Origin of the sequence: Peptoniphilus timonensis JC401 (genome assembly GCF_000312025.1) — a bacterium.
Taxonomy (GTDB): Bacteria; Bacillota; Clostridia; order Tissierellales; family Peptoniphilaceae; genus Peptoniphilus_A; species Peptoniphilus_A timonensis.
In genome coordinates, this window is the sequence record NZ_HE978594.1 from 72965 (window position 1) to 92849 (window position 19885).

Here is a 19885-nt window from a genome sequence, read left to right on the forward strand (position 1 = left end):
AAAAAAATCCTCCACCCATATAGGGCGAAGGATTCGCGGTACCACCTAAATTCGAAATATAAATATTTCCTCTTTAAAGATCTAACAATCTCTAGTCTATGGTAACGGAGACTTCCGTGAAGATCTACTATCATTCAATCTTCATGCTTTAGAGTGAATATTACATATAAGCTAATCTGCGGGCTCTCACCATTTCCCACTCTCTTTAAGACTCACTTGATATCTTTCTCTCTTTCATGGCATTTATTATTTTATTAAATGAGATTATATTCTCTTAAAATTTTTTTGTCAAGAAGAATTTTAATTTTATTTTTTAATTTTTTTGAACAATTTTAAAATCTATGTCGATTTCTCCACCTTCAGTAGGACTAGCTAAAAATTTATAATCAACTTTATCTTTTTTTATTGGAGCAGAAGTCTCTCCATCTTTTCCAGCTTCAACAATTACAGGGTATTCTCCATTAATTTTAATTTCCACTGGATATTCACCCTTGTTTTTTATCCAAAAATTCACTTCACTTCCATTGGACTTTTCTAAAGAGCGCTCTTGTTGGAAAGCAGAACCTTTTTGACTTCCATTGTCAACAATGTATAGCTCATTAGATTTTTTGTCAGCTTCTTTACTTTGATTGATGTTTTTCGCAATTTCTTTTTTATTTTTTTCTTCTGCATCCTTTGGATTTTTTGTGCATGCTGATAAGCTTATAAAAGCTAAAGCAACAGCAATAACAGTTAAAATTTTTTTCTTCATTTTAAACCTCCAAATCTTAATTACAAAAAATGCTACAAAAATAATACTTTGTAGCATTAAAAAACAGATATAGAAATTTTAAATTACAAGATTCTTAGAACTTTTAAAGTTAGTCTCTTTGAGCAATTCTATAATCTATGTCTACATTTCCGCCTTCAGTGCAGCTGGCTGTAAACCTATAATTTGAACTAAACCATCCTACTGATGCAGAAGTATGCCCTTGTCCTCCTGGTCCTATAATATCCGCATTACTTCCATTAATTTTTATTACAACAGGATACCTTCCGTTGTTTCTAATCCAAAAATTCACAGTTGAACCATTAGATTTTTTTAAAGAGTATGTTTGAGCAAATGCAGTGCCTATATGATGTCCTGAATCAATAAACATATCGTAAGGTACAATTTCTCTGTTTCCTTGATTATTATATTGTACAATTTTTTCTTTATCTTGATAATTAACTGTGCAAGATTCTTTTGCAAATACAGGGACTGTAAGTAAAATACAACCTAATACTATTGTTGGAACTATAGATTTCTTCATTTTATCCTCATAAAAATATATCTGTTTTTAAACAAATTATATAAATAGTTTATTTATTACCTGTAAAAATATTGTGATGTTTTTGTAAATTTTAAATTTATTTTATTCATTTCTTCTTGATATTACATAAACAATAAAGCAAGTTATTAAAAATACCCCAATGACAAAAATATACTTGTAAATTAAATCTGAAATTATAATCTCAGAAGTAAAGTATCTGTAGACATCAAAGGCCCCCATAATAACTAGTAAGATAAACAAATTTCTAAGTTGATGATTTCCCATAAACAATCTCCCTTATAAAATTTTTAAAATTTAAAACTTGGAGCCATAGATCTTTTGTGAGCTGAATTTTTGTGCATTCTGTCAATTTTTTCTTTGACTTCTTTTTCTGGAACTTTTTCTCCCCTTATATAGGAATCGAGAACATCATAAGAAAAGCCCATTTCATCTTCGTCAGTTTGTCCCACCCAAAGACCTGCTGATGGTTTTTTATTTATTATAAAATCAGGAAGTCCAAGTTCTTTTGCAACTTCAAAAATATCTGTCTTTAAAATATTTACTATTGGCATTAAATCTGCACCAGAGTCGCCATACTTTGTGGAATAACCAAGATACCACTCGCTGGCATTTGATGGACCAAGGACTAAGTAACCCAAGTCTTGTGCATAATAATATAGGGTTGTCATCCTAAGTCTTGGTTTGATATTTGACCTTGCCATCCTATTATCTGAAGTAAAAGATGCTTTCATAAGTTCTTCAAAGGTGCTTGTAAGATCAATTGTCTTTGTTTCAAGATCAAGAGATTCTGCAACTTTTAGGGCATCTTCTCTATCTTTATCTATGCTGTCACAAGGCATAATTAGTCCAAGAGAATTTTCTGGGAAAACTCTTTTTGCAATAGCAGCAACTACTGCTGAATCAATTCCTCCAGATAGTCCAAAGATAAATCCCTTGGCACCAACTTTTTTTGCATAATCTTCTACCCATTTTACTAAATCTTCTGTAACTTTTTTATAATCCATAATATCTCCTAAATTTAATAAATTATTTTTCCATCAATTGTTGGAAGTTCAATCTCTTCTAAGCCTTTACTTTCAAAATTTGCAGATGTAAGGTCCCTAATTTTATCTAAAATAGATTTGTCCTCGCCAATATCAATTGTGACTTCAACCTTATCTGTATAATTTTCTTCTATGATTTTAAAATTTTCATTGGCAAGAAGATTTACAAGAGCACCATGAAAAGTGTAGTCGTAAATTATTTTTGTCCTCATGAAATTTTTCATCACAACTCTTTTTGCATCATCAAGTGCCCTTACAACTGCATCAGTATAAGCACGAACAAGTCCTCCTGCACCTAGTTTTGTCCCCCCAAAGTAACGAGTGACAATGACAAGTATATTTCTCATCTCTTCTTTTTTAAGACTTCAAGCATGGGGATGCCTGCTGTGCCAGAGGGCTCACCATCATCAGAATATCTTTGAGTTAGTCCGTCTTCTCCAATGATATAGGCGTGGCAATTGTGAGTGGCTGATTTCTCTTCTTCTTTTACCTTATCAAGAAAATCAAGGGCTTCTTCTTCGCTTTTTACGAAAATAGCCCTGCCAATGAAAATAGATTTTTTTATCTCAATTTCAGCTTTTCCATTTTTTAAAATCGCCTTATACATTTACAACATAATCCTTTACTTTTTCATATTCCTTTTCTTCAAGTTTAAGGTCTAAATAAATTCCATCATCTTCATAAATGGGCTTTGCATCAAATTTTTCCACTAATTTGTAGAGAAGATCTGTGTCATCATAAGCAAATTTTAATTTCACATCAAAATATTTTTCTTCAAGATTATCTTCTATGATTTTTAAAAGTGCATCCATATTTTTATCATTTTTTGCAGAAATATAAACTTTTTTATCTGGAAGAACTTTTAAAGGTAAATTTATATCGTACAAATTGACCTTGTCCACCTTGTTAAAGACAGTGATAATATTTTTGTCCAAGACATCAATATCTTTTAAAATTGCCATTGTCGTTTTGTACTGAATTTCTAAATCTTCACTTGATGCGTCTATTACGTGAAGAATTAAATCAGAATATTTTATCTCTTCAAGGGTAGACTTAAAGGCTTCGACAATTTTAGTTGGAAGTTTTGAAACAAATCCTACTGTGTCGGAAATTATAAACTCACGACCAGATAATAGTCTTGCCTTTCTTGAAGATGGGTCAAGAGTTTCAAAAAGCATATTTTTTACAGAAACTTCTCCCGAATCTTCTTCCTTTAACCTATTTAAAATCGTGGACTTGCCTGCATTTGTGTATCCAACAAGGGAAACAATGGGAATATTATTATTTATTCTTTTATTTCTCGTTGTATCTCTTGTCTTTTTTGCCTTATCAAGTTTTTCCTTAATCTTGTCGATTTCTCTTTTTAACCTTCTCCTGTCGGTTTCAATAATTTGTTCACCTGGTCCTCTTGTACCAATTCCACCACCAGTTCTTGACCAACCATCAATACCAAGTAGCCTTGGAAGTTGATACTCAAGTCTTGCAAGTTCAACTTGTAACTTAGCCTCATAAGTTGTGGCACGAAGTCCAAAAATATCTAAAATTAAATTTGTCCTGTCAATTACCTTTTTCTTTATTCTTTTCTCCAAGTTTCTCACTTGAATACCAGAAAGCTCGTCATTAAAGACAACAGCATCAACTTCCAAAAGTTTTACCATTTCTTTAATTTCATCAACCTTACCTGATCCAATTAAATATTTTGGATTAAACTTATAAAGATTTTGTGTGACTTCTCCCACGACTTCTGCCCCATCTGCATAGACAAGTTCAGATAACTCTTTCATAGAAGTTTCTAAGCTGTGAGGGTAAGCACCGAGGTTTGTTCCTACAGTTATAACTCTCTCTAATTTTTTATTTGAATTTAAATTCTCTAAATAAACATTATCCATGACTACATTATACTACATATCTAGTGGATAAAAAAATCAGTCTAATAGTATTTAGCTTATTAAAATGTTATAATTGTACAAAGGAGAAAGTATGGAAAACTTAGGAGAATTAAAAAGAAATATTAAAAATTTAGACAAGAAAAACAAAATAAAAATCGGACTTTTAATTTTACTATTGATTTTTGTTTTAATAATTTCATTTTTTTCTGCACTTATTGTTTCAATAATTTCAAAAACTCCTGCCACAGACTTAAATAATTTGAGCTCATCCTTTAATCAAAGCTCCTATATTTATTCTAATGATGGAAATTTAATCGAAAAAATTGAATCTCTTGAGTACAGAAGTCTTATTGACATTGACGACATACCAGAGGACATAAAAAATTCCTTTGTCGCCATTGAAGACCACAGATTTTATAAACACAAAGGTCTAGATCCCATTGGAATTATGTCTTCCATTGCTGCAAATATAAAATCAAGATCTTTAATGCGTGGTGGCTCTACAATTACGCAACAGCTAGTTCGCTCAGTTTATCTTACAAATCAAAAAACTCTTGGCAGAAAAATCCAAGAAGCTTATTTGTCCCTTCGAGTTGAAGAAGCTTTGAATAAAGAAGAAATCCTCGAAGCTTATTTAAACAGAATTAATTTAGGCCAAGGATCTTACGGAATTGAAGCAGCTGCTCAAACTTATTTTTCAAAAAGTGCAGTAGATTTAAATGTAGCAGAAGCGGCTCTATTGGCATCAATCCCAAAATCTCCAGCAAACTATTCACCTTTTAAGTCAGTTCCTGCCGAATATCTTGAAGATGATTTTAGAGTAATAGGAACTCGTGAAGTTGATGGAAAAGACCTTTATATGGTCTTAAATGATGATGCTTTCAAAAGACAAAAAACTGTTTTGATGAGGATGCACGAACTTGGCTACATTGACGATTTAGAATATGAAAGAGCAAAAAACTATGACATTGTGAGTGCTCTTAATCCTCGCAATTTCAAAAACCACACTATGTCTACCTATTCAACTGACTACATAAAAAAAGAAGCTTCAAAATATCTTGCTGATTTTTATAAGATAAGTCTTGATGAGGGTGAACACAAACTATTTACTGGTGGCTACAAGGTTTATTCTACAATTGATGAAGAAATGCAAAAGGATTTAGAAGACAAATATGAAAATTTTCAAAAACTTCTTTTAAATTATTCTGCATCTTCTGGTTCAAGAATGCTGGACTTAAATTTCGATGAATCTAATAATATTATTTTTGGAGATGAAATTTTATATTTTGAAAAAAATAATATTTTAGATGAAAAATTTAATTTTGTTATTCCAAAGTCTGCCTACAATATATCATCTCATGGCGACCTCAAAATTAGGCGTGCCTACTTTAAAGACACAGGTCAAAAAATTGATATAATTGACGCTTATAAAATTTTTGACGACAAAATTTTACGAACTTATGAAATTGGTGGACTAAAAATTGAAGATGGTGCAGCTGAACTCAAAAATAATTATTTAATTATTGACGGTCATTATTTAAAGAACTATCCAGATTTTTATAAAATTGAAAATGATAATTTAATTATTTCAAATAAATATTTTGACTATAATAAGGATCCTGTAATTCAACCTCAATCTGCCATGATTTCTGTAGATAATGAAAGTGGTTTTGTGGATGCAATAATTGGCGGTTTAGATGTTAGAACAAAAAATGCAAAGATTTTAAATCGTGCAACAGACTCTTATAGACAAGCAGGATCTGCCCTCACACCTTTTACTGTCTATCTTCCAGCCCTTGAATCTGGAAAAAAATTATCTGATGTCTACGACGATGTTCCAATGACTGTTGACGGAAACTTTTGGCCACAAAATTACTACGATTCTTTTAAGGGACTTATGACTCTTAGACTGTCTATGGAAAATTCTTCCAATGTCATTGCAGCAAAGCTTCTTCAAGAAATTGGCAAGGAAAATGCCATAGAAGTTTTAAAAAATTTGATGTAATTGATGAAAATAATGAGGATTATTTTATCACTCATGAAGATAATAAAAGAAAAATGATGAAAATTTAGAATCACTTGCCCTTGGAAATATGCAAGTTGGTTTAAGATTGTCTGATTTATCAAAGATGTATCAAACTATTGCCAATGACGGTTTATACAAAGAGGAAACAGCAATTTTAAAAATTGAAGATCCAAGTGGAAATATAATTATAGATAACTCAAACAAAAATAAAAGACTCTTTGACGAAAAGAGTTCCCATCTTTTAAAAGATGTTTTTATAAAAAATACTGATCGTGGAAATGCCAAGAAAGTTCGCATAGGATTAGCTGAAACTGCAGGATATCTTGGACAAAATAAAACTAATTCAGATTATTTTGTAAATGCTTTTACTAAATCTCACACAGTTTCTTTTTGGATTGGAGCTGATTCTCCAAAGATTTCTCTTGCAGCAGATAAATCTCAAGCCATTGATATCTTTAACAAGATGTCAAAAAATTTAGCTGGCAAAGAAAACTTTGATGAAGATCCATCTTATATTGTTACAAGATCTATTTCATCAAAAAGCGGAAAGCTTGCCACAAAAATGAGCGACTATGCTGGAGCATCATACAAGGAAAAATTTATTTCTGGAACTGAACCAAAGGACCACGATGATTTATTTAAAAAATATTTAATTTGTAAGGACTCAAATAAACTTGCAAACCAATATTGTCCAAGCGAATCTGTCCTATACACTGTTCTCTTTGAGAGAAAGGAAGGATATAATGCAAAAGACCATTATGGAATTTATCCTGAGGACTACATGACTATTCCAAAGTCTTACTGTAATATCCACACAAGAGAATGGTATAATGAAAATGGAATGAATGATGAGGATGAAGATGATAATTCTTCAAATAATAGGGATAAAGATAGAATAAAGAAAACAAGTAAAAGAAATAATTAAAATTATTTCAAGGAGGAAATATGAAAAAATTATCTAGTTTAATTAAATTAATTGCATTTTTTAAAGTTTTAAGACCTATAAGAATTAGAAAGAGAAGAAGAAGGAGAAAATTAAGAATGTTATCCTTATTAAATCCAAAAAGAGCTGGAAAAGTTGCCTTTCATGCTGGCAAAATAAGAATGAGACATGAAATAAAAAGATTATTTTATTAATAATAAAAGATAGCCTGTCTACTTTGACGAGCTATCTTTTTTCTTTTTCTTAAATTTTAAAAATTATTTAATCTTTTAAGTATTTCGTATTTCATAAGTGCAAATCTTTTAATAAAATATTAGAACTTTTTCAAAAAATCACAAATTACTTTTCAATCCACTCTTTATTTTTTTCTTTTAATATTTTAAGTATGTTGTCATTTAAAACAGAAATTGTAACATCAATATCATGTTCTTTGACAAAATCTCTAATGGTAAATACAGCAACTTCTGCTGCTTCATCTATTGGATAACCATAGATGCCTGATGATAATAAAGGAAAAACTAGGCTCTTAAAATTATTTTCAACTGCTAAATTTAGTGCAGACTTATATGCTTTTTCAAGAGTTTCCCTTTCAGCTTGGTTTCCATCAAAGTAAATTGGTCCAACTGCGTGAATAATATTTTTAGCCTTTAAATTATATCCCTTTGTTACAACAGATTCACCAGCTTTTATTGGGGCAAGTTTTTTACATTCTTCTTCCAATCTATTGTCGGCTGCTCCTGCAAAAATTTGTCCACAAACTCCTCCGCCTCTTCTAAGATCCTTATTGGCAGCATTAACAATAGCGTCAACTTGGTAATCTAGAATATTTTTCTTTTCAACTTGAAAGCTCATAATACCCCCCTTTCACTTCCTAATTACTATATACCACATTAGATTATTTTTAAAGTAGTTAAGTAAAGTTTTTATAAAAATTTTTAAATAAAATTGCAAAAAAAAGGCCAACATAAGTTAGCCTTAAAATTATTTTGCCTGATTTTTTATATATTTATTTACTGTGTATCTTCTCATGAAAAATACAACTACTGCCAAAATTACAATCCCTATTGGAAGTGTAAGGCTAGGTTTTTCAAGTATGCCTGATATTAAAAAGGCAAGGGCTGATGAAGATCCAACGCTAATTGCATAAGGAAGCTGACTTGAAACGTGAGAAATGTGATCGCATCCTGCTCCTGCTGATGACAAAATTGTTGTATCAGAAATTGGTGAACAGTGATCCCCAAATACTGAGCCAGAGAAAATTGCGGCAAGGACAACTTCAAGATAGTGCATGTGATTTGTGTGCATCAAAATTGGCACCATTATTGGAATTAAAATTCCAAAAGTTCCCCAAGCAGTTCCTGTTGAGAAGGATAGGAAAGCTCCCACTACAAAAATTATTGCAGGTAAAAGCCACATTGGCATTGTTGAGTTAGAAATAAGTGATGCAATGTAAGATCCTGTATTTAAATATTCATCACTTGTTATTCCACCAATAGTCCATGCAAGAGATAAGATTACAATTGCAGATACCATTGTTTTCATACCTTCCACTATTCCCTTCATAAAGTCATCAAATTTTAGAAGTTTTCTTGGAATATAAAGGATAAAAGAAATTAAAATTGCAAAAAATGCTCCAATAACAAGGGACAAGTTTACATTTGCATCTCCAAAGGCTGCAGCTGCACCTATATCCTCAGCGAAAAATCCTCCAGTCTTTAACATCATCATTATAGTCACAAAAATTAAAACTACAATTGGCACTACTAAATCAAAAACTCGTCCATTTTTAGAATATTCATAACCAACATCTTCTTTTTCTATAACTCTTGATGTGTCATTTAGTTCATATTTTTCCATTACTCCTATTTCAATTTCACTTGTACTGAAATACAAAATCATAAGTAGAGTTAAGATTGGATAGGCATTCATTGGTATTGTTGATAAAAATACCCTCATTGGGTTTTCAACACCAGTATCACCAATAACTGCAACAACAGATGCTGCCCAAGATGAAACAGGTGCTAAGATACAAACTGGAGCTGCACATGAGTCAATTATGTGAGCAAGTTTTGCCCTAGATACCTTATTTTCATCTGTTATAGGTTTCATTACTGCACCAACTGTTAGACAGTTAAAATAATCATCAATAAAAATTAAAATACCCAAAAAAGCTGTGGCAAGTTTTGCCATTTTTTTACTCTTTATTTTTGTACTTGCCCATTTACCATAGGCAAAAGAACCGCCTGCCATATTCATTACCATAACAAGAGATCCCAACATTGCTAAGAATACAAGCATAAGTGCGTTGTCACCAAGCTTTGTTCCCATTAAATCAAAAACTGTTTCTAAGGCGACAATAATATTTCCGCCAGCGTAGATAAGTCCTCCAGATATAATTCCAATTAAAAGGGAGGTTATAACTTCCTTTGTTATAAGTGCCAGAGCAATGGCAACTATTGGAGGAATTATCGATAAAATTCCAAATTCCATTTTTTCTCCTTCTTTTATTTATCTTTTTCTCTCATATTTTTCCTGTAAACATCCATTACTTCAGAAAAAATATCTGAGCTTGACTGTGGTGTATAAGTGATAGCATTTGCGCCTGCTTCAATTGTTTCTAGTATATGCTCATCACTATGACCACCAGTTGCGATAATTGGAAACTCATCTCCAAGTATCTTTCTTGTATATTTTACTAGTTCCGCAGTATTTTTGCCACCAGCAATATTTAAAACTCTTGCACCTGCGTCAACTTTTCCCTTTATGTCATCATATTTTGTAATAACAGTGGCAATAACGGCAATATCCAAAACATCAGATATTTGCTTAATATTTTCATTTGTCATAGGTGCATTAACTACAACACCACTTGCTCCCATTAGCTCTGCTTGCATGCCAATGTTTACTGCTCTAAGTCCAGAAGTAGTTCCTCCACCTATTCCAACAAATACTGGAACTGATGCAACTTCCATTATAGCAGAAACAATTTTTAATTGTGGCGTAAAGGGATAAACTGACATAATTGCCTGAGCATTATTGTTTACAATTATGGGAATGTCATTGGTAAACATTAGAGATTTTATTCTCTTTCCCATGAAATTTATTCCACTGGCCCTATAAGTTACTTCAGGAACAGAAACTTGTCTTCTTCTAAGTTCAGTTTCAATTGATGGTACAAATTTCTTTTTCTTATCTATATTTTATTTTCAAAATTTTTTCAATATTTTCCATATTTCCTCCAAAATAATAATATTTATATTAATTTAAAAGTATTTTTGCAAGAATGTCAATTCAAATTTTACTTTATATAAAAATTATGATTATGTGCTATACTTTTCTTAGAAGAACTTTGAAAGGAGTTATAAATTGTCTGGCAAATTAAAAATCCCTGGATTTGAATTTGAAAATTGTAAAAACAAAGTTTCCTATTCAATTTATCATGAAAATAAACCCATAAGATTGACAGAAGAAATGACAAAAAATCTTGAATACTTACTTTGGTATGTACCAAATATAAATTCAACTCAGTCACAAGAAAATGAACTAACCTCTTCTCTTTCTTTTGAAAATTTTGTCTTTGGAATAATAAAAAATTATATGGCTCTAGAAAATAAGGATGTGGCTTTTTTAAATTCCATTGACGATGAAATAGTAAAATTTTATGGCAAAAAAATCTGTCCTCATTCACAAAAAATTATCCTTACGAAACAAGATAACGAATCAAAGACAGACTCTCTTTTGCGTCATATAAGAAATTCACTAGCACATGGGACTTTTAATATAGTTGATGGAATGTTAGTGGGATTTGATTACAAATTTGGAGCCCATGGCAAAAATATTTGTACGGGTATATTTAAAATATTTCCAAAAAATTTATTGAAAGGTCTTTCTAGTTTAGATGAAGAAGTCACAACAGAGAGTCTTGCCCAAATTGCCCTACAAAGAACAGGATACACCCTAGAGCGTTTTAGAAATGAAAGAGAAGATATTTCCTTTGACTTTTATGTAAAGAAGGGCAAAAAGAGATATGCTCTTGAAATAAAAAAATATAAAGATATTGAAGTTTTGCCTGAAGAAGAAGTTAAAAAATTGTTAAATAAATTTTCAAATTTATATGAAAATATAATTCCAGTTTTATTTATCAACACTTCTTTCTTGAAAAAGGAAACTAAGGAAAAATTGAAAAATGAAAAAGTTATAATTTTGGACATAAAAAATATTTTAAAAATGTTAGATGGAAGAGATATTCTAGCTGAAATAGATGAATTAAAATAGGATGCCGAGTAAATCAGCATCCTTAATTTTTTATAAAATAAATTGTAACAAATATGCCAATAATGTTGGCAAGGTAAAATTTCTTCTCACGAGTCTTGTGATGAAAAATTTTCATTCCAATAAGTCCACCAAATCCTGCCATGATTGAAAGGGTCAAGAGAGTTTTTTCACTTATTCTCCACAAATCGTGCTTTGCCTTGTACTTGTCTATGCCGTACAAAATAAAGTTTATTAGGTTTAAAATTAAAAATATATAATTATTTTCCAAACAAATCATCCTCAACTCATAATCTATAATTTTATAATATCACAAATTGAGAATTAAAAATAAACTATTTTATGTGAAACTTCATTCCATCATTTCAAATTTAGCAGCACCTCCTTCAAATTTTTCATTTTTTAGTTTTTCAATTAAGTTGTCAAAGTCTTCTTGGCTCTTCTTATAATCATCTACTTCTTTCCCATACTTGATTTTCAAAGCTTCATTGGCAAGGTCCTTGTCAATGAAACGAAAGTATAAGTCTTCTCCTGAATACCTAACTTCTTCTGCATCAGTTAAGATAAGTAGGATCACTCCATTTATAAATCCTGTCTTGAAGGACTCATCTTTGCTTATATCCGACTCTCCACTTACTTTAATTTCTAGATTCTTATTTCTTACCTTATAATCTTCAAGCTTATAAGGTCTCCAGTCAATGCTTCCAACTAATTTATTTAGTCCCCCTTCATCAGATAAATCTGTCTTCATAGAGTAGAGAGATCTATTCTCGCAAGCAGTAAGGAAAAGCATCAAAGCTACTAAGACAAATAAAAATTTAAAATATTTTTTCATAAATATCGCTCCCTATTTATTACTTTATCTAATTATATAACAAAATTATTTTTTTTCAAAAAATTTCATAAAAAATCTGCCAAGTTTCCCTGGCAGATAAATAAATTTTATTAAAATACAGAAACGTAAGAATCTTTTTTATCTAAGATAAGCATGTGACCAGGTGCGTGAGTAATCATAATTTCTGGTTTAGACGCCATAGCAACAGCTTGAGGTGTTACTCCACAAGCCCAAAATACTGGCACTTCTCCTTCTTTAATTTCACTTCTTTCGCCAAAATCTGGTTTGTCTATATCTTTTATTCCAATAACTGATGGGTCACCAATATGAATTGGAGCACCATGTGTTGCTGGGAATCTTGCAGTAACAGTTGTCGCCCTTACAATATCCTTATATGGAATTGGTCTCATTGATACAACTGTATTTCCATGGAAAATTCCAGCAGATTCTGTTTCTATGTTTGTTATATACATTGGAACGTTGTGCTCGTCTTCAATGTGTCTTACTGGCACATCTGCTTCAAGCATTGCCTTTTCAAAAGAGAAAGAACATCCTATGACAAAAGTAACAAAGTCATCTTGCCATACATCTTTTAGGTCCTTAACTTCTTCTACAAATTCACCATTTTTATAAATCCTATATCTTGGCACATCAGTCCTAATATCAGCTCCATCAGCCATAATTTTTGTTAAAGGACTTCCTTCGTCTAAAACTTCAAGAATTGGACATGGTTTTGGATTTCTTTGTGCAAAAAGTAAGAAGTCATAGGCATATTTTTTTGGAAGAATTGCAAGATTTGCTTGTAAATATCCTTCACTCATACCTGAAGTTGGAAGGTCAACTTCTCCCTTTCTAATGAGTTCTCTAACTTCTTTGGGATGCATTTTTCCTAGTTCACTTAATTTCATATTACAGACTCCTTCTTTATTGTTTCAAATTTATTCCTGTAATCTAAAGTTAATTTTTGAGCCTCTTCTATTGTAACTTCTTGGAAAAGAATCTTATCCAAGAAAGACACTTGTGCAAGCTTTGGAAGGTCTGGAGTTATTACATTTGCAATTTTTGTATAACCTCCAGTAGTTTGTCTATCTGCAACAAGAATAATTGGTTGACCATTAGCTGGAACTTGAATTGAGCCAAAGTTAGTACCATCAGAAATAATATCTGCAGTTTCTTTGTGTTCTATTGCAGTTCCTTTAAGTCTAATTCCCATTCTGTCAAAATCTTTAGTCACTTGGTAACCACCTGATCTACATAGATCGTGGATTCCCTTTTCTGTAAAGTAGTCATCTTGAGGTCCAAGAACAACTCTTAAAACATTACAGTGATTAAACTTAGGAAGATACTTTTCTGGTATTCTTCTCATTGTTTTTTCTTTGGACTTTTTAATATCAAGAGTATCTTTTGCCTTTAAAGCTCTACCACTAATTCCACCCATCTTTGTCTTTATGTGAGTTGACTTAGATCCATTTACTAGTGGAACATCAATAGATCCACCAAAAGCAATATATCCCCTTACACCTTCATTTACTTTTCCAAATTGTAGAGTGTCTCCAGCCTTAACCTTAATTGTTTCAAACATTGGAGCTGGTGTGCCATTTATCTTTGGATTCATATCTGAACCTGTTATTGCAAGTGTCAAATCTTCGTTAAACTTTAAAGTTGGTCCAAAATATGTCATTTCAAGAACAGCTTCATCAAGATTATTTCCAACTAATATATTTGCAAGTCTAAAGTTGTAATCATCCATGACACCTGATGTAGGAATACCTAATTCTTGATAGCCATATCTACCAGAATCTTGAATTGTTGTGAGAATTCCACCATTCATTACATCGATACTACTCATGAAGATCACCTCTCTTTACTTTCTTAATTGAAACTTTAAATGTGTCATTTTCCACTTCTTTTTTAATTCTGTCATATTCTTTTTGGTCAATTGGGACATATCTAATATAGTCACCAGCTTGTATAAATACAGGTGGTTCCTTAGTGTCATCAAAAAGTTTAAGTGGAGTTCTTCCTATTAGTTGCCATCCTCCAGGAGATTCTAGTGGATACATACCAGTTTGAGAGCCTGCTATACCTACAGAACCTGGATCAATTTTAAGTCTAGGACTTTTTAATCTTGGAGTTGCAATTCTTTCGTCAAGTCCACCAAGATAAGTAAATCCTGGGATAAAGCCCATCATGTAAACTAAATAATCTGTTCCAGAGTGAATTTTTATAACTTCTTCTTCTGATAATTTTGCATTTTTAGCAACAAAATCAATATCTGGACCATATTCTCCACCATAAAGTGTAGGGATTTCAATTAGTCTAACTTCATCACTTTGTTTATTTGAATCAGCCTTGCTAAGTCCCTTTAGGATATCCATCATTTCACCATAGGAAATTTTTACAGGGTCATAGTTAATTAAGATAGACCTATAAGTTGGTAAAATATCTAGGATTCCATCAATATTTTTTTTCTTTAAATTTTCTACAACTGCTGCAATTCTGGCATTAATTTCTTTTTCAATAGTGTCGCCAAATTCCATAACTATGGCAGAATCACCAGCAGTTAGAAATTTTATTTTATCATACATTTTTTGCTCCTAACGTCATCTCTTTACTTAACCAAATAGTTTTCCAACGTTTGCTATTACAGTTTGAATTCCCATGAAAGCAGTTACTGCTACTACGATCCATCCTAGAATGTATAATACATTTGAGTGTACATAATCGCCAACGATTTTCTTCTTCTTAGAAGCAAGTAGAATTACTGCAAGTGTGATTGGAAGGATAAATCCGTTAAGTGTACCAACAACTACTAGTAGTGTTTGAGGTTGTCCAATAAAGATAAACATAATTGTAGATAGTACGATAAAGGCAATTGTAACCATGTTTTCGTGATCAGCTACAAATTTAAATAAAGTCTTTAGGAAAGATACAGATGTATAAGCTGCACCTACTACAGAAGTGAAGGCTGCTGCTGCAAATACAAAACCAAATATCTTATAACCAACAACACCTGAAGCAGCTAAGAAAGAAGATGCTGCAATATTGTCAGGATCTATTTGAGCGTTTGTCATCTTAGTAACACCAAGAATAGCAAGGAATAATAAAACTCTTACTATAAAAGCAACACCAATACCAAGTGATGCTGATTTATTTACTTCTGAAAGATTTTCTTCTCCTGTGATTCCAGCGTCAATAAGTCTGTGTCCACCTGAGAATATAATATAGCCACCAACAGTTCCACCTATAAGTGTAAGAGTTGGAGAAACAATGCTATTAAATCCACCAACAGGGTTAACTGAAGCTTTAAGAGCTTCTCCAACAGGAGGTTGTGTTTTAATTGCTACAAAGGCAATTAAGATAATCATAAGTGCTCCAAGCACTTGAGTTACTCTATCCATAATTGAAGATGCAGATTTTGATGAGAATAAAATAATACCGATAACACCACCAATTGCTGCTCCAATTTTTACATCAATGCCAAAGATAACATTAAGTCCAAGTCCAGCTCCACCAACGTTACCAATGTTAAATGCCAAGCCACCTAGGGCTACAAGAAAGGCAATTACATAACCAAGTCCTGGCAAAACATTGTTGGCAATGTCTTGACCTCTCATCTTAGAAACTGCTATAACTCTCCAAACATTAAGTTGTGCTATATAAGAGAATATAATTGAAATTAAAATTACTGCTGCAAAGTCTGCTCCAATATTTGTAGTAAATGTAGCAGTTTGAGTCATAAATCCTGGTCCTACGGCAGAAGTTGCCATTAGGAATGCCGCACCTAAAAGAACGGACATATTAGTTTTATTTTTACTCATTTTGTCCTCCTAATATTATAAGAAACTAATTAAAGGTTTTATTTCAATACCTTCAGCCTTTAAACCTTCGCGGATATTTTTAACAAATTCTAGAGCTTCTGGATTATCTCCGTGAACACAAATTGAATCTGCAACTATATCGATTTCCTTACCATTTGCAGTTACAACTTTGTTTTCTTTTATCATTTTTACCACTCTAGGAATTGCTTCCTTTGGATCTTTTACAAAAGCTCCTGGTAGAGATCTATTTACTAAAGTTCCGTCTTCGTTGTATCCCCTGTCAGCGAAAACTTCTTGAGCAACTCTAAGTCCTCTTCTCTTACCTTCTTTAGCTATGTATGAACCACTTAGAACCATTAAAATTAAGTCCTTATCGAATTCTTCAACTGCATCTAAGATTGCGTTTGCAAGCTCTTCGTCATTACAAGCTGTGTTGTAAAATGCACCGTGAAGTTTCATATGTTGAAGTTTTTTTCCATGAGCTTTGGCAAAGGCACTAAGAGCTCCAACTTGATAAAGCATATATGCTCTTGCTTCTTCAGGCTTTACTGCCATTTTTCTTCTACCAAATCCCATTAAATCTGGGTATCCTGGGTGAGCGCCAATTTCAACACCATTATCAGCAGCTGCCTTGCATGTTGCATCCATAATTAGTGGATCTCCAGCGTGGTAGCCACAAGCGCAGTTAATACTAGTAACATATTTTACAATCTCTTGGTCCATTCCCATCTTATAGGCACCAAATGATTCACCGATGTCACTGTTTAAATCTACAAAGTATTGCATCTATTTCCTCCTTTTTCTAAATAAACTATTGCAATAACGTATTTAAATTATAATCTAAAAAATACAATTATGCAAACATTTTCTTTTCTAAAAGTTCTGTATTTTGTGTAGATTTTCTATAAAAAAAGAGGCTTAAAGCCTCTTTTACACAATTTCATCTAGTATCTTGATAATGTGTTTTTTATATTCAATAAATTTTTTATCTTCAAAAAAATTCTCATCAAAATTTTCTTGTACTTCAATTTCATCAACTATTGTTCCTGGATTTTTGCCTAAAATATAAATTCTATCTGATATCTTTATTGCTTCTTCTATATCATGGCTTATAAAAATTGTGGAAATTCCCATTTCACTAATAATATTTTTGTACCACTTGTGTATTGACGCCTTAGTTATTGCATCTAGGGCAGAAAAAGGTTCATCCAGTAAAGCAACTTCTTTTGAAAAAACATAAGTCCTAAGAAGAGCTGCACGCTGAGCCATTCCACCAGATAGCTGAGCAGGATATTTTTCTTCATATCCATTAAGTCCAAAGTCTTTAAAGAGGCCACGAACTTTTTCACGAGCAACTTTTTTCTTCTCTCCCCTTAAAACTAGAGGCAGCGATACATTGTCAATTATTGTCATGTAGGGAAGAAGCATGTCCTTTTGAAGCATATAGGAAATTCTTCCTGCACTAGATGTCACATCTTCTCCCTTTAAATAAACTTTGCCAGAGTCAGCTTTTAATAGACCAGCAATTATATTAAATAAAGTTGTCTTTCCACTTCCAGAAACTCCAACAAGAGAGACTAATTCCCCCTTATTTAATTTTATATTGATGTCTTTTAGGACCTCTTTTCCATTAAAAGATTTATTGATATTTTCAACTCTTAAAATTTCTAATTTTTCGCTCATTTTAATTTTTCTGGATTTGCAAAATCGTTAGTGAAGCCAAAGTCCTTTGGAATTTCTCTATCAATTAATTTATTTTCCCACAACCATTGGTAGAAATTATTCCATCTTTCTGCATCAATCTCACCAAAGTATTTGGCATCATCTTGATATTTATCTGCAAGATATTCCATTCCTTGTTGTACAAGATCTTTATCTAGTTCTGGATTAATTTTAACTAAAATTTCTGCTGCTTCTTTTGGATTTTCCTTTGCATAATCATAGCCCTTTGTAAAAGCACGCATAAATCTCTTTGCCACATCTTCCTTATCCTTTAAGAAGTCATTATTTGTAATTAGAATTGGTGTGTAATAGTCAAAAACTGGACTGATATCTCTAAAGGCAAAATAATTTATTGGCACATTGTCCTTTGCTGCAAGAACTCCATCAACTTGATAGAAAACCCAAACAGATTCGATTTTTCCGCTAATTGCTTGAACTGCATTTACAACATTTTCTGGTAGAAGTTCAACTTTTGAAAAGTCTCCGCCATCATCTGTTATAACTTGTCTTAAAATTGCTTGTTCAATTGGAAGTCTCCAAGTCGCATAATTGTGTCCCTCCATGTCCTTTGGTCTTTCTATTCCAGTTTCTTTAAGAGAAATAATACCAGAAGTGTTGTGATTAATGATAGCAGCTACAGCTGTAACTGGAAGCGGCTCTTCGCTGGCAAAAGCTGGTGCAATTGTATCTTGGTAAGATACACCAAAGTCAGCCTTTCCTGATGCAACAAGAGCTTCTGCACCATTTGCTGGTGGTTGATTTACTTCAACTTCTATTCCTTCTTCTTCAAAAAGTCCCTTGTCCATGGCAACATAAAGACCTGCGTGATTTACATTTGGTTCCCAATCTAGCAGGAAGCTCACTTTTTCTTTTGGAAGATCTTTTGCATCTTCTGCTTTTTTATCTTCCTTCTTTCCACATCCTGTTAAAGCTATTCCCACTAAAAATAAAATTAATAATTTTCTTAAATTTTTCATTCTTCCTCCGTCCACGGCATGACTTTTCTTTGAATAAAAGTAACTAGCTTCATCAAAAAAAGTGAAATTGCCGAAATTAAAAAAATAACTGCAAACATCTTGTCAAAGGAGTAATTTTTTTGAACCCTGATCATATATACTCCAAGTCCCTTGTAACCACCTAGCCATTCAGCTATCACAGCTCCTACCACTGAATAAGATACAGCAATTTTAAGAGCAGCAAAAAAATTCGTCAGGCTCTCAGGAAATTTAATGTACTTGTAAATTTCATACTTGCCTGCTCCCATGGCCTTTAAAAGATTAATCTTATCTGGGTCAACTTGTTTAAAGGCTTCTAAAAGAGAAACTGCTATGGGAAAGAAAGTTCCAATGACTATTAGGGCAATTTTTGGTTTTACACCATAGCCCATCCAGAGAACAAGCAGTGGTGCAATGGCAACTGTGGGAACAGTTTGACTAATTACTAAAATTGGATAAAAGGCAGCATACATTGTGTCCGATAAATCCATTAATAGCGCAACTATAAATCCCAAGCTAAGTCCCACAAAAAGTCCCAAAAAAGCTTCAGTAAGTGTAGTAGTCATGTGAGAAGAAATTGTTGGAAAGTCTGTCACAAAGGCCTTTATAACATCAAAAGGCTTTGGAAGCATAAACCTTGAGACAATTTCTCTACTTGTGACAAAGTGCCAAAGGACTAAAATAATTACTATCAAAGAAGCTGCTGAGATATTATCCTTGATACTTGCCTGTTTTTTCTTCAATTGTCAAAATCCCTTTCTCAGAATAAAAAGTCTTAGAATAACAAGCTACTTGTTCTGAAATTTCTCCTGATAATTTTACACAGTTTTTTAAAATTTCAAAGGCCTTGTCAAAGTCATCGAGTTCTATAACTGTTTCAAAGGGAGTAACTACATAAGTTACATTTTCACTTTGGATATATTCTATAACCTTATCTACTACTTCAACAATAGATTCTGATGTTCCTTCTTTTGTAGTAGGTAAAATTTGTATTGCTATTGAAATTTTCATATTAACCTCCTTGTT

The 19885-nt window shown here is 32.2% G+C and carries 24 protein-coding genes, 1 pseudogene and 1 other annotated feature; of the genes and pseudogenes, 4 read left to right on the forward strand and 21 right to left on the reverse strand.

What is annotated here, in order from left to right:
* Nucleotides 1-17: 17 nt before the first annotated feature.
* Nucleotides 18-247: a binding site (T-box leader), on the reverse strand.
* A gap of 66 nt (nt 248-313) precedes the next feature.
* The 7 genes and pseudogenes from HGPT_RS04080 to hflX form a co-directional block, all read right to left on the reverse strand.
* Nucleotides 314-751: a hypothetical protein gene (locus HGPT_RS04080; RefSeq protein ID WP_019138592.1), complete on the reverse strand. Its 438-nt coding sequence runs from the start codon at nt 749-751 to the stop codon at nt 314-316.
* 109 nt (nt 752-860) lie between these two features.
* Complete coding sequence (locus tag HGPT_RS04085) at nt 861-1292, reverse strand: hypothetical protein (RefSeq protein WP_019138593.1); 432 nt, start codon at nt 1290-1292, stop codon at nt 861-863.
* 102 nt (nt 1293-1394) lie between these two features.
* Nucleotides 1395-1577, reverse strand: a complete 183-nt coding sequence (locus tag HGPT_RS04090; protein ID WP_019138594.1) for a hypothetical protein — start codon at nt 1575-1577, stop codon at nt 1395-1397.
* A 23-nt stretch (nt 1578-1600) separates the two neighbouring features.
* Nucleotides 1601-2317, reverse strand: a complete 717-nt coding sequence (gene nadE, locus HGPT_RS04095) for an NAD(+) synthase (protein WP_019138595.1) — start codon at nt 2315-2317, stop codon at nt 1601-1603.
* A 14-nt stretch (nt 2318-2331) separates the two neighbouring features.
* A complete protein-coding gene (locus HGPT_RS09830) occupies nt 2332-2580 on the reverse strand; it encodes a DUF1949 domain-containing protein (protein ID WP_425357425.1) in 249 nt (82 codons plus the stop codon).
* A gap of 81 nt (nt 2581-2661) precedes the next feature.
* A pseudogene (locus HGPT_RS09835) lies at nt 2662-2963 on the reverse strand (IMPACT family protein); the annotation flags it as partial.
* A complete protein-coding gene (hflX, locus tag HGPT_RS04105) occupies nt 2956-4245 on the reverse strand; it encodes a GTPase HflX (RefSeq protein WP_019138596.1) in 1290 nt (429 codons plus the stop codon). The pseudogene HGPT_RS09835 and the gene hflX, both read right to left, overlap by 8 nt.
* 91 nt (nt 4246-4336) lie before the next feature.
* Between hflX and HGPT_RS04110 the strand changes: the two genes are divergently transcribed.
* From HGPT_RS04110 to HGPT_RS04115, 3 genes are all read left to right on the forward strand, one after another.
* Nucleotides 4337-6250, forward strand: a complete 1914-nt coding sequence (locus HGPT_RS04110; protein WP_281032371.1) for a transglycosylase domain-containing protein — start codon at nt 4337-4339, stop codon at nt 6248-6250.
* 106 nt (nt 6251-6356) lie between these two features.
* Nucleotides 6357-7196, forward strand: coding sequence for a PBP1A family penicillin-binding protein (locus HGPT_RS10375; RefSeq protein WP_281032372.1), 840 nt, complete (start codon nt 6357-6359; stop codon nt 7194-7196).
* 20 nt (nt 7197-7216) lie between these two features.
* On the forward strand, nt 7217-7408 hold the full coding sequence (locus HGPT_RS04115) for a hypothetical protein (RefSeq protein WP_019138597.1): 192 nt from the start codon (nt 7217-7219) through the stop codon (nt 7406-7408).
* Between the two features lie 145 nt (nt 7409-7553).
* Here the strand turns inward: HGPT_RS04115 and HGPT_RS04120 are convergent, their stop codons facing one another.
* From HGPT_RS04120 to HGPT_RS04130, 3 genes are all read right to left on the reverse strand, one after another.
* Nucleotides 7554-8066 carry a macro domain-containing protein gene (locus tag HGPT_RS04120; RefSeq protein WP_019138598.1) on the reverse strand — a complete coding sequence of 171 codons (513 nt, stop codon included), beginning with the start codon at nt 8064-8066 and terminating at the stop codon, nt 7554-7556.
* Nucleotides 8067-8195: 129 nt separating this feature from the next.
* Complete coding sequence (locus tag HGPT_RS04125) at nt 8196-9704, reverse strand: Na+/H+ antiporter NhaC family protein (protein ID WP_019138599.1); 1509 nt, start codon at nt 9702-9704, stop codon at nt 8196-8198.
* Between the two features lie 14 nt (nt 9705-9718).
* Nucleotides 9719-10309 (reverse strand): beta/alpha barrel domain-containing protein, encoded by a 591-nt coding sequence (locus tag HGPT_RS04130; RefSeq protein WP_019138600.1) that lies wholly within the window; start codon nt 10307-10309, stop codon nt 9719-9721.
* A 271-nt stretch (nt 10310-10580) separates the two neighbouring features.
* On the opposite strand from HGPT_RS04130, the gene HGPT_RS04135 reads away from it, so the two are divergent.
* Nucleotides 10581-11489, forward strand: a complete 909-nt coding sequence (locus HGPT_RS04135) for a restriction endonuclease (protein WP_019138601.1) — start codon at nt 10581-10583, stop codon at nt 11487-11489.
* A 22-nt stretch (nt 11490-11511) separates the two neighbouring features.
* On the opposite strand, the gene HGPT_RS04140 is transcribed toward HGPT_RS04135, so the two are convergent.
* The 11 genes from HGPT_RS04140 to HGPT_RS04190 form a co-directional block, all read right to left on the reverse strand.
* Nucleotides 11512-11757, reverse strand: a complete 246-nt coding sequence (locus HGPT_RS04140) for a DUF1294 domain-containing protein (protein WP_019138602.1) — start codon at nt 11755-11757, stop codon at nt 11512-11514.
* 81 nt (nt 11758-11838) lie between these two features.
* The gene (locus tag HGPT_RS04145) at nt 11839-12321 is read right to left on the reverse strand and encodes a hypothetical protein (protein WP_019138603.1); all 483 of its coding nucleotides are present in this window, start codon (nt 12319-12321) and stop codon (nt 11839-11841) included.
* A gap of 110 nt (nt 12322-12431) precedes the next feature.
* A complete protein-coding gene (locus HGPT_RS04150; RefSeq protein ID WP_019138604.1) occupies nt 12432-13229 on the reverse strand; it encodes a putative hydro-lyase in 798 nt (265 codons plus the stop codon).
* Entirely contained in the window at nt 13226-14170 is a 945-nt protein-coding gene (locus HGPT_RS04155) for a 5-oxoprolinase subunit C family protein (RefSeq protein ID WP_019138605.1), read from the reverse strand. The genes HGPT_RS04150 and HGPT_RS04155 overlap by 4 nt, the downstream gene beginning before the upstream one ends.
* Nucleotides 14163-14909, reverse strand: a complete 747-nt coding sequence (pxpB, locus tag HGPT_RS04160) for a 5-oxoprolinase subunit PxpB (protein WP_019138606.1) — start codon at nt 14907-14909, stop codon at nt 14163-14165. The genes HGPT_RS04155 and pxpB overlap by 8 nt, the downstream gene beginning before the upstream one ends.
* A gap of 27 nt (nt 14910-14936) precedes the next feature.
* The gene (locus tag HGPT_RS04165) at nt 14937-16142 is read right to left on the reverse strand and encodes an NRAMP family divalent metal transporter (RefSeq protein WP_019138607.1); all 1206 of its coding nucleotides are present in this window, start codon (nt 16140-16142) and stop codon (nt 14937-14939) included.
* A 15-nt stretch (nt 16143-16157) separates the two neighbouring features.
* Entirely contained in the window at nt 16158-16928 is a 771-nt protein-coding gene (locus tag HGPT_RS04170) for a LamB/YcsF family protein (RefSeq protein WP_019138608.1), read from the reverse strand.
* A 144-nt stretch (nt 16929-17072) separates the two neighbouring features.
* The gene (locus tag HGPT_RS04175) at nt 17073-17825 is read right to left on the reverse strand and encodes an ABC transporter ATP-binding protein (protein WP_019138609.1); all 753 of its coding nucleotides are present in this window, start codon (nt 17823-17825) and stop codon (nt 17073-17075) included.
* On the reverse strand, nt 17822-18841 hold the full coding sequence (locus tag HGPT_RS04180; protein WP_019138610.1) for an ABC transporter substrate-binding protein: 1020 nt from the start codon (nt 18839-18841) through the stop codon (nt 17822-17824). Before HGPT_RS04180 ends, HGPT_RS04175 begins: the two co-directional genes overlap by 4 nt.
* On the reverse strand, nt 18838-19554 hold the full coding sequence (locus HGPT_RS04185) for an ABC transporter permease (protein ID WP_245544125.1): 717 nt from the start codon (nt 19552-19554) through the stop codon (nt 18838-18840). The genes HGPT_RS04180 and HGPT_RS04185 overlap by 4 nt, the downstream gene beginning before the upstream one ends.
* Nucleotides 19555-19570: 16 nt before the next feature.
* The gene (locus tag HGPT_RS04190) at nt 19571-19870 is read right to left on the reverse strand and encodes a thiamine-binding protein (RefSeq protein ID WP_019138612.1); all 300 of its coding nucleotides are present in this window, start codon (nt 19868-19870) and stop codon (nt 19571-19573) included.
* Between the last annotated feature and the right edge of the window lie 15 nt (nt 19871-19885).

Excerpts from the sequence above, each read along its gene's own strand:
- HGPT_RS04125 (WP_019138599.1), bottom strand. The coding sequence starts at position 9,704 with ATGGAATTTGGAATTTTATCGATAATTCCTCCAATAGTTGCCATTGCT.
- HGPT_RS04120 (WP_019138598.1), bottom strand. The coding sequence starts at position 8,066 with ATGAGCTTTCAAGTTGAAAAGAAAAATATTCTAGATTACCAAGTTGAC.
- HGPT_RS09830 (WP_425357425.1), bottom strand. The coding sequence starts at position 2,580 with ATGAAAAATTTCATGAGGACAAAAATAATTTACGACTACACTTTTCAT.
- HGPT_RS04170 (WP_019138608.1), bottom strand. The coding sequence starts at position 16,928 with ATGCAATACTTTGTAGATTTAAACAGTGACATCGGTGAATCATTTGGT.
- nadE (WP_019138595.1), bottom strand. The coding sequence starts at position 2,317 with ATGGATTATAAAAAAGTTACAGAAGATTTAGTAAAATGGGTAGAAGAT.
- HGPT_RS04165 (WP_019138607.1), bottom strand. The coding sequence starts at position 16,142 with ATGAGTAAAAATAAAACTAATATGTCCGTTCTTTTAGGTGCGGCATTC.
- HGPT_RS04175 (WP_019138609.1), bottom strand. The coding sequence starts at position 17,825 with ATGAGCGAAAAATTAGAAATTTTAAGAGTTGAAAATATCAATAAATCT.
- HGPT_RS04090 (WP_019138594.1), bottom strand. The coding sequence starts at position 1,577 with ATGGGAAATCATCAACTTAGAAATTTGTTTATCTTACTAGTTATTATG.
- HGPT_RS04115 (WP_019138597.1), top strand. The coding sequence starts at position 7,217 with ATGAAAAAATTATCTAGTTTAATTAAATTAATTGCATTTTTTAAAGTT.
- pxpB (WP_019138606.1), bottom strand. The coding sequence starts at position 14,909 with ATGTATGATAAAATAAAATTTCTAACTGCTGGTGATTCTGCCATAGTT.
- HGPT_RS04150 (WP_019138604.1), bottom strand. The coding sequence starts at position 13,229 with ATGAAATTAAGTGAACTAGGAAAAATGCATCCCAAAGAAGTTAGAGAA.
- HGPT_RS04180 (WP_019138610.1), bottom strand. The coding sequence starts at position 18,841 with ATGAAAAATTTAAGAAAATTATTAATTTTATTTTTAGTGGGAATAGCT.
- HGPT_RS04080 (WP_019138592.1), bottom strand. The coding sequence starts at position 751 with ATGAAGAAAAAAATTTTAACTGTTATTGCTGTTGCTTTAGCTTTTATA.
- HGPT_RS04190 (WP_019138612.1), bottom strand. The coding sequence starts at position 19,870 with ATGAAAATTTCAATAGCAATACAAATTTTACCTACTACAAAAGAAGGA.
- HGPT_RS04130 (WP_019138600.1), bottom strand. The coding sequence starts at position 10,309 with ATGGGAAAGAGAATAAAATCTCTAATGTTTACCAATGACATTCCCATA.
- HGPT_RS04145 (WP_019138603.1), bottom strand. The coding sequence starts at position 12,321 with ATGAAAAAATATTTTAAATTTTTATTTGTCTTAGTAGCTTTGATGCTT.
- hflX (WP_019138596.1), bottom strand. The coding sequence starts at position 4,245 with ATGGATAATGTTTATTTAGAGAATTTAAATTCAAATAAAAAATTAGAG.
- HGPT_RS04110 (WP_281032371.1), top strand. The coding sequence starts at position 4,337 with ATGGAAAACTTAGGAGAATTAAAAAGAAATATTAAAAATTTAGACAAG.
- HGPT_RS04085 (WP_019138593.1), bottom strand. The coding sequence starts at position 1,292 with ATGAAGAAATCTATAGTTCCAACAATAGTATTAGGTTGTATTTTACTT.
- HGPT_RS04155 (WP_019138605.1), bottom strand. The coding sequence starts at position 14,170 with ATGAGTAGTATCGATGTAATGAATGGTGGAATTCTCACAACAATTCAA.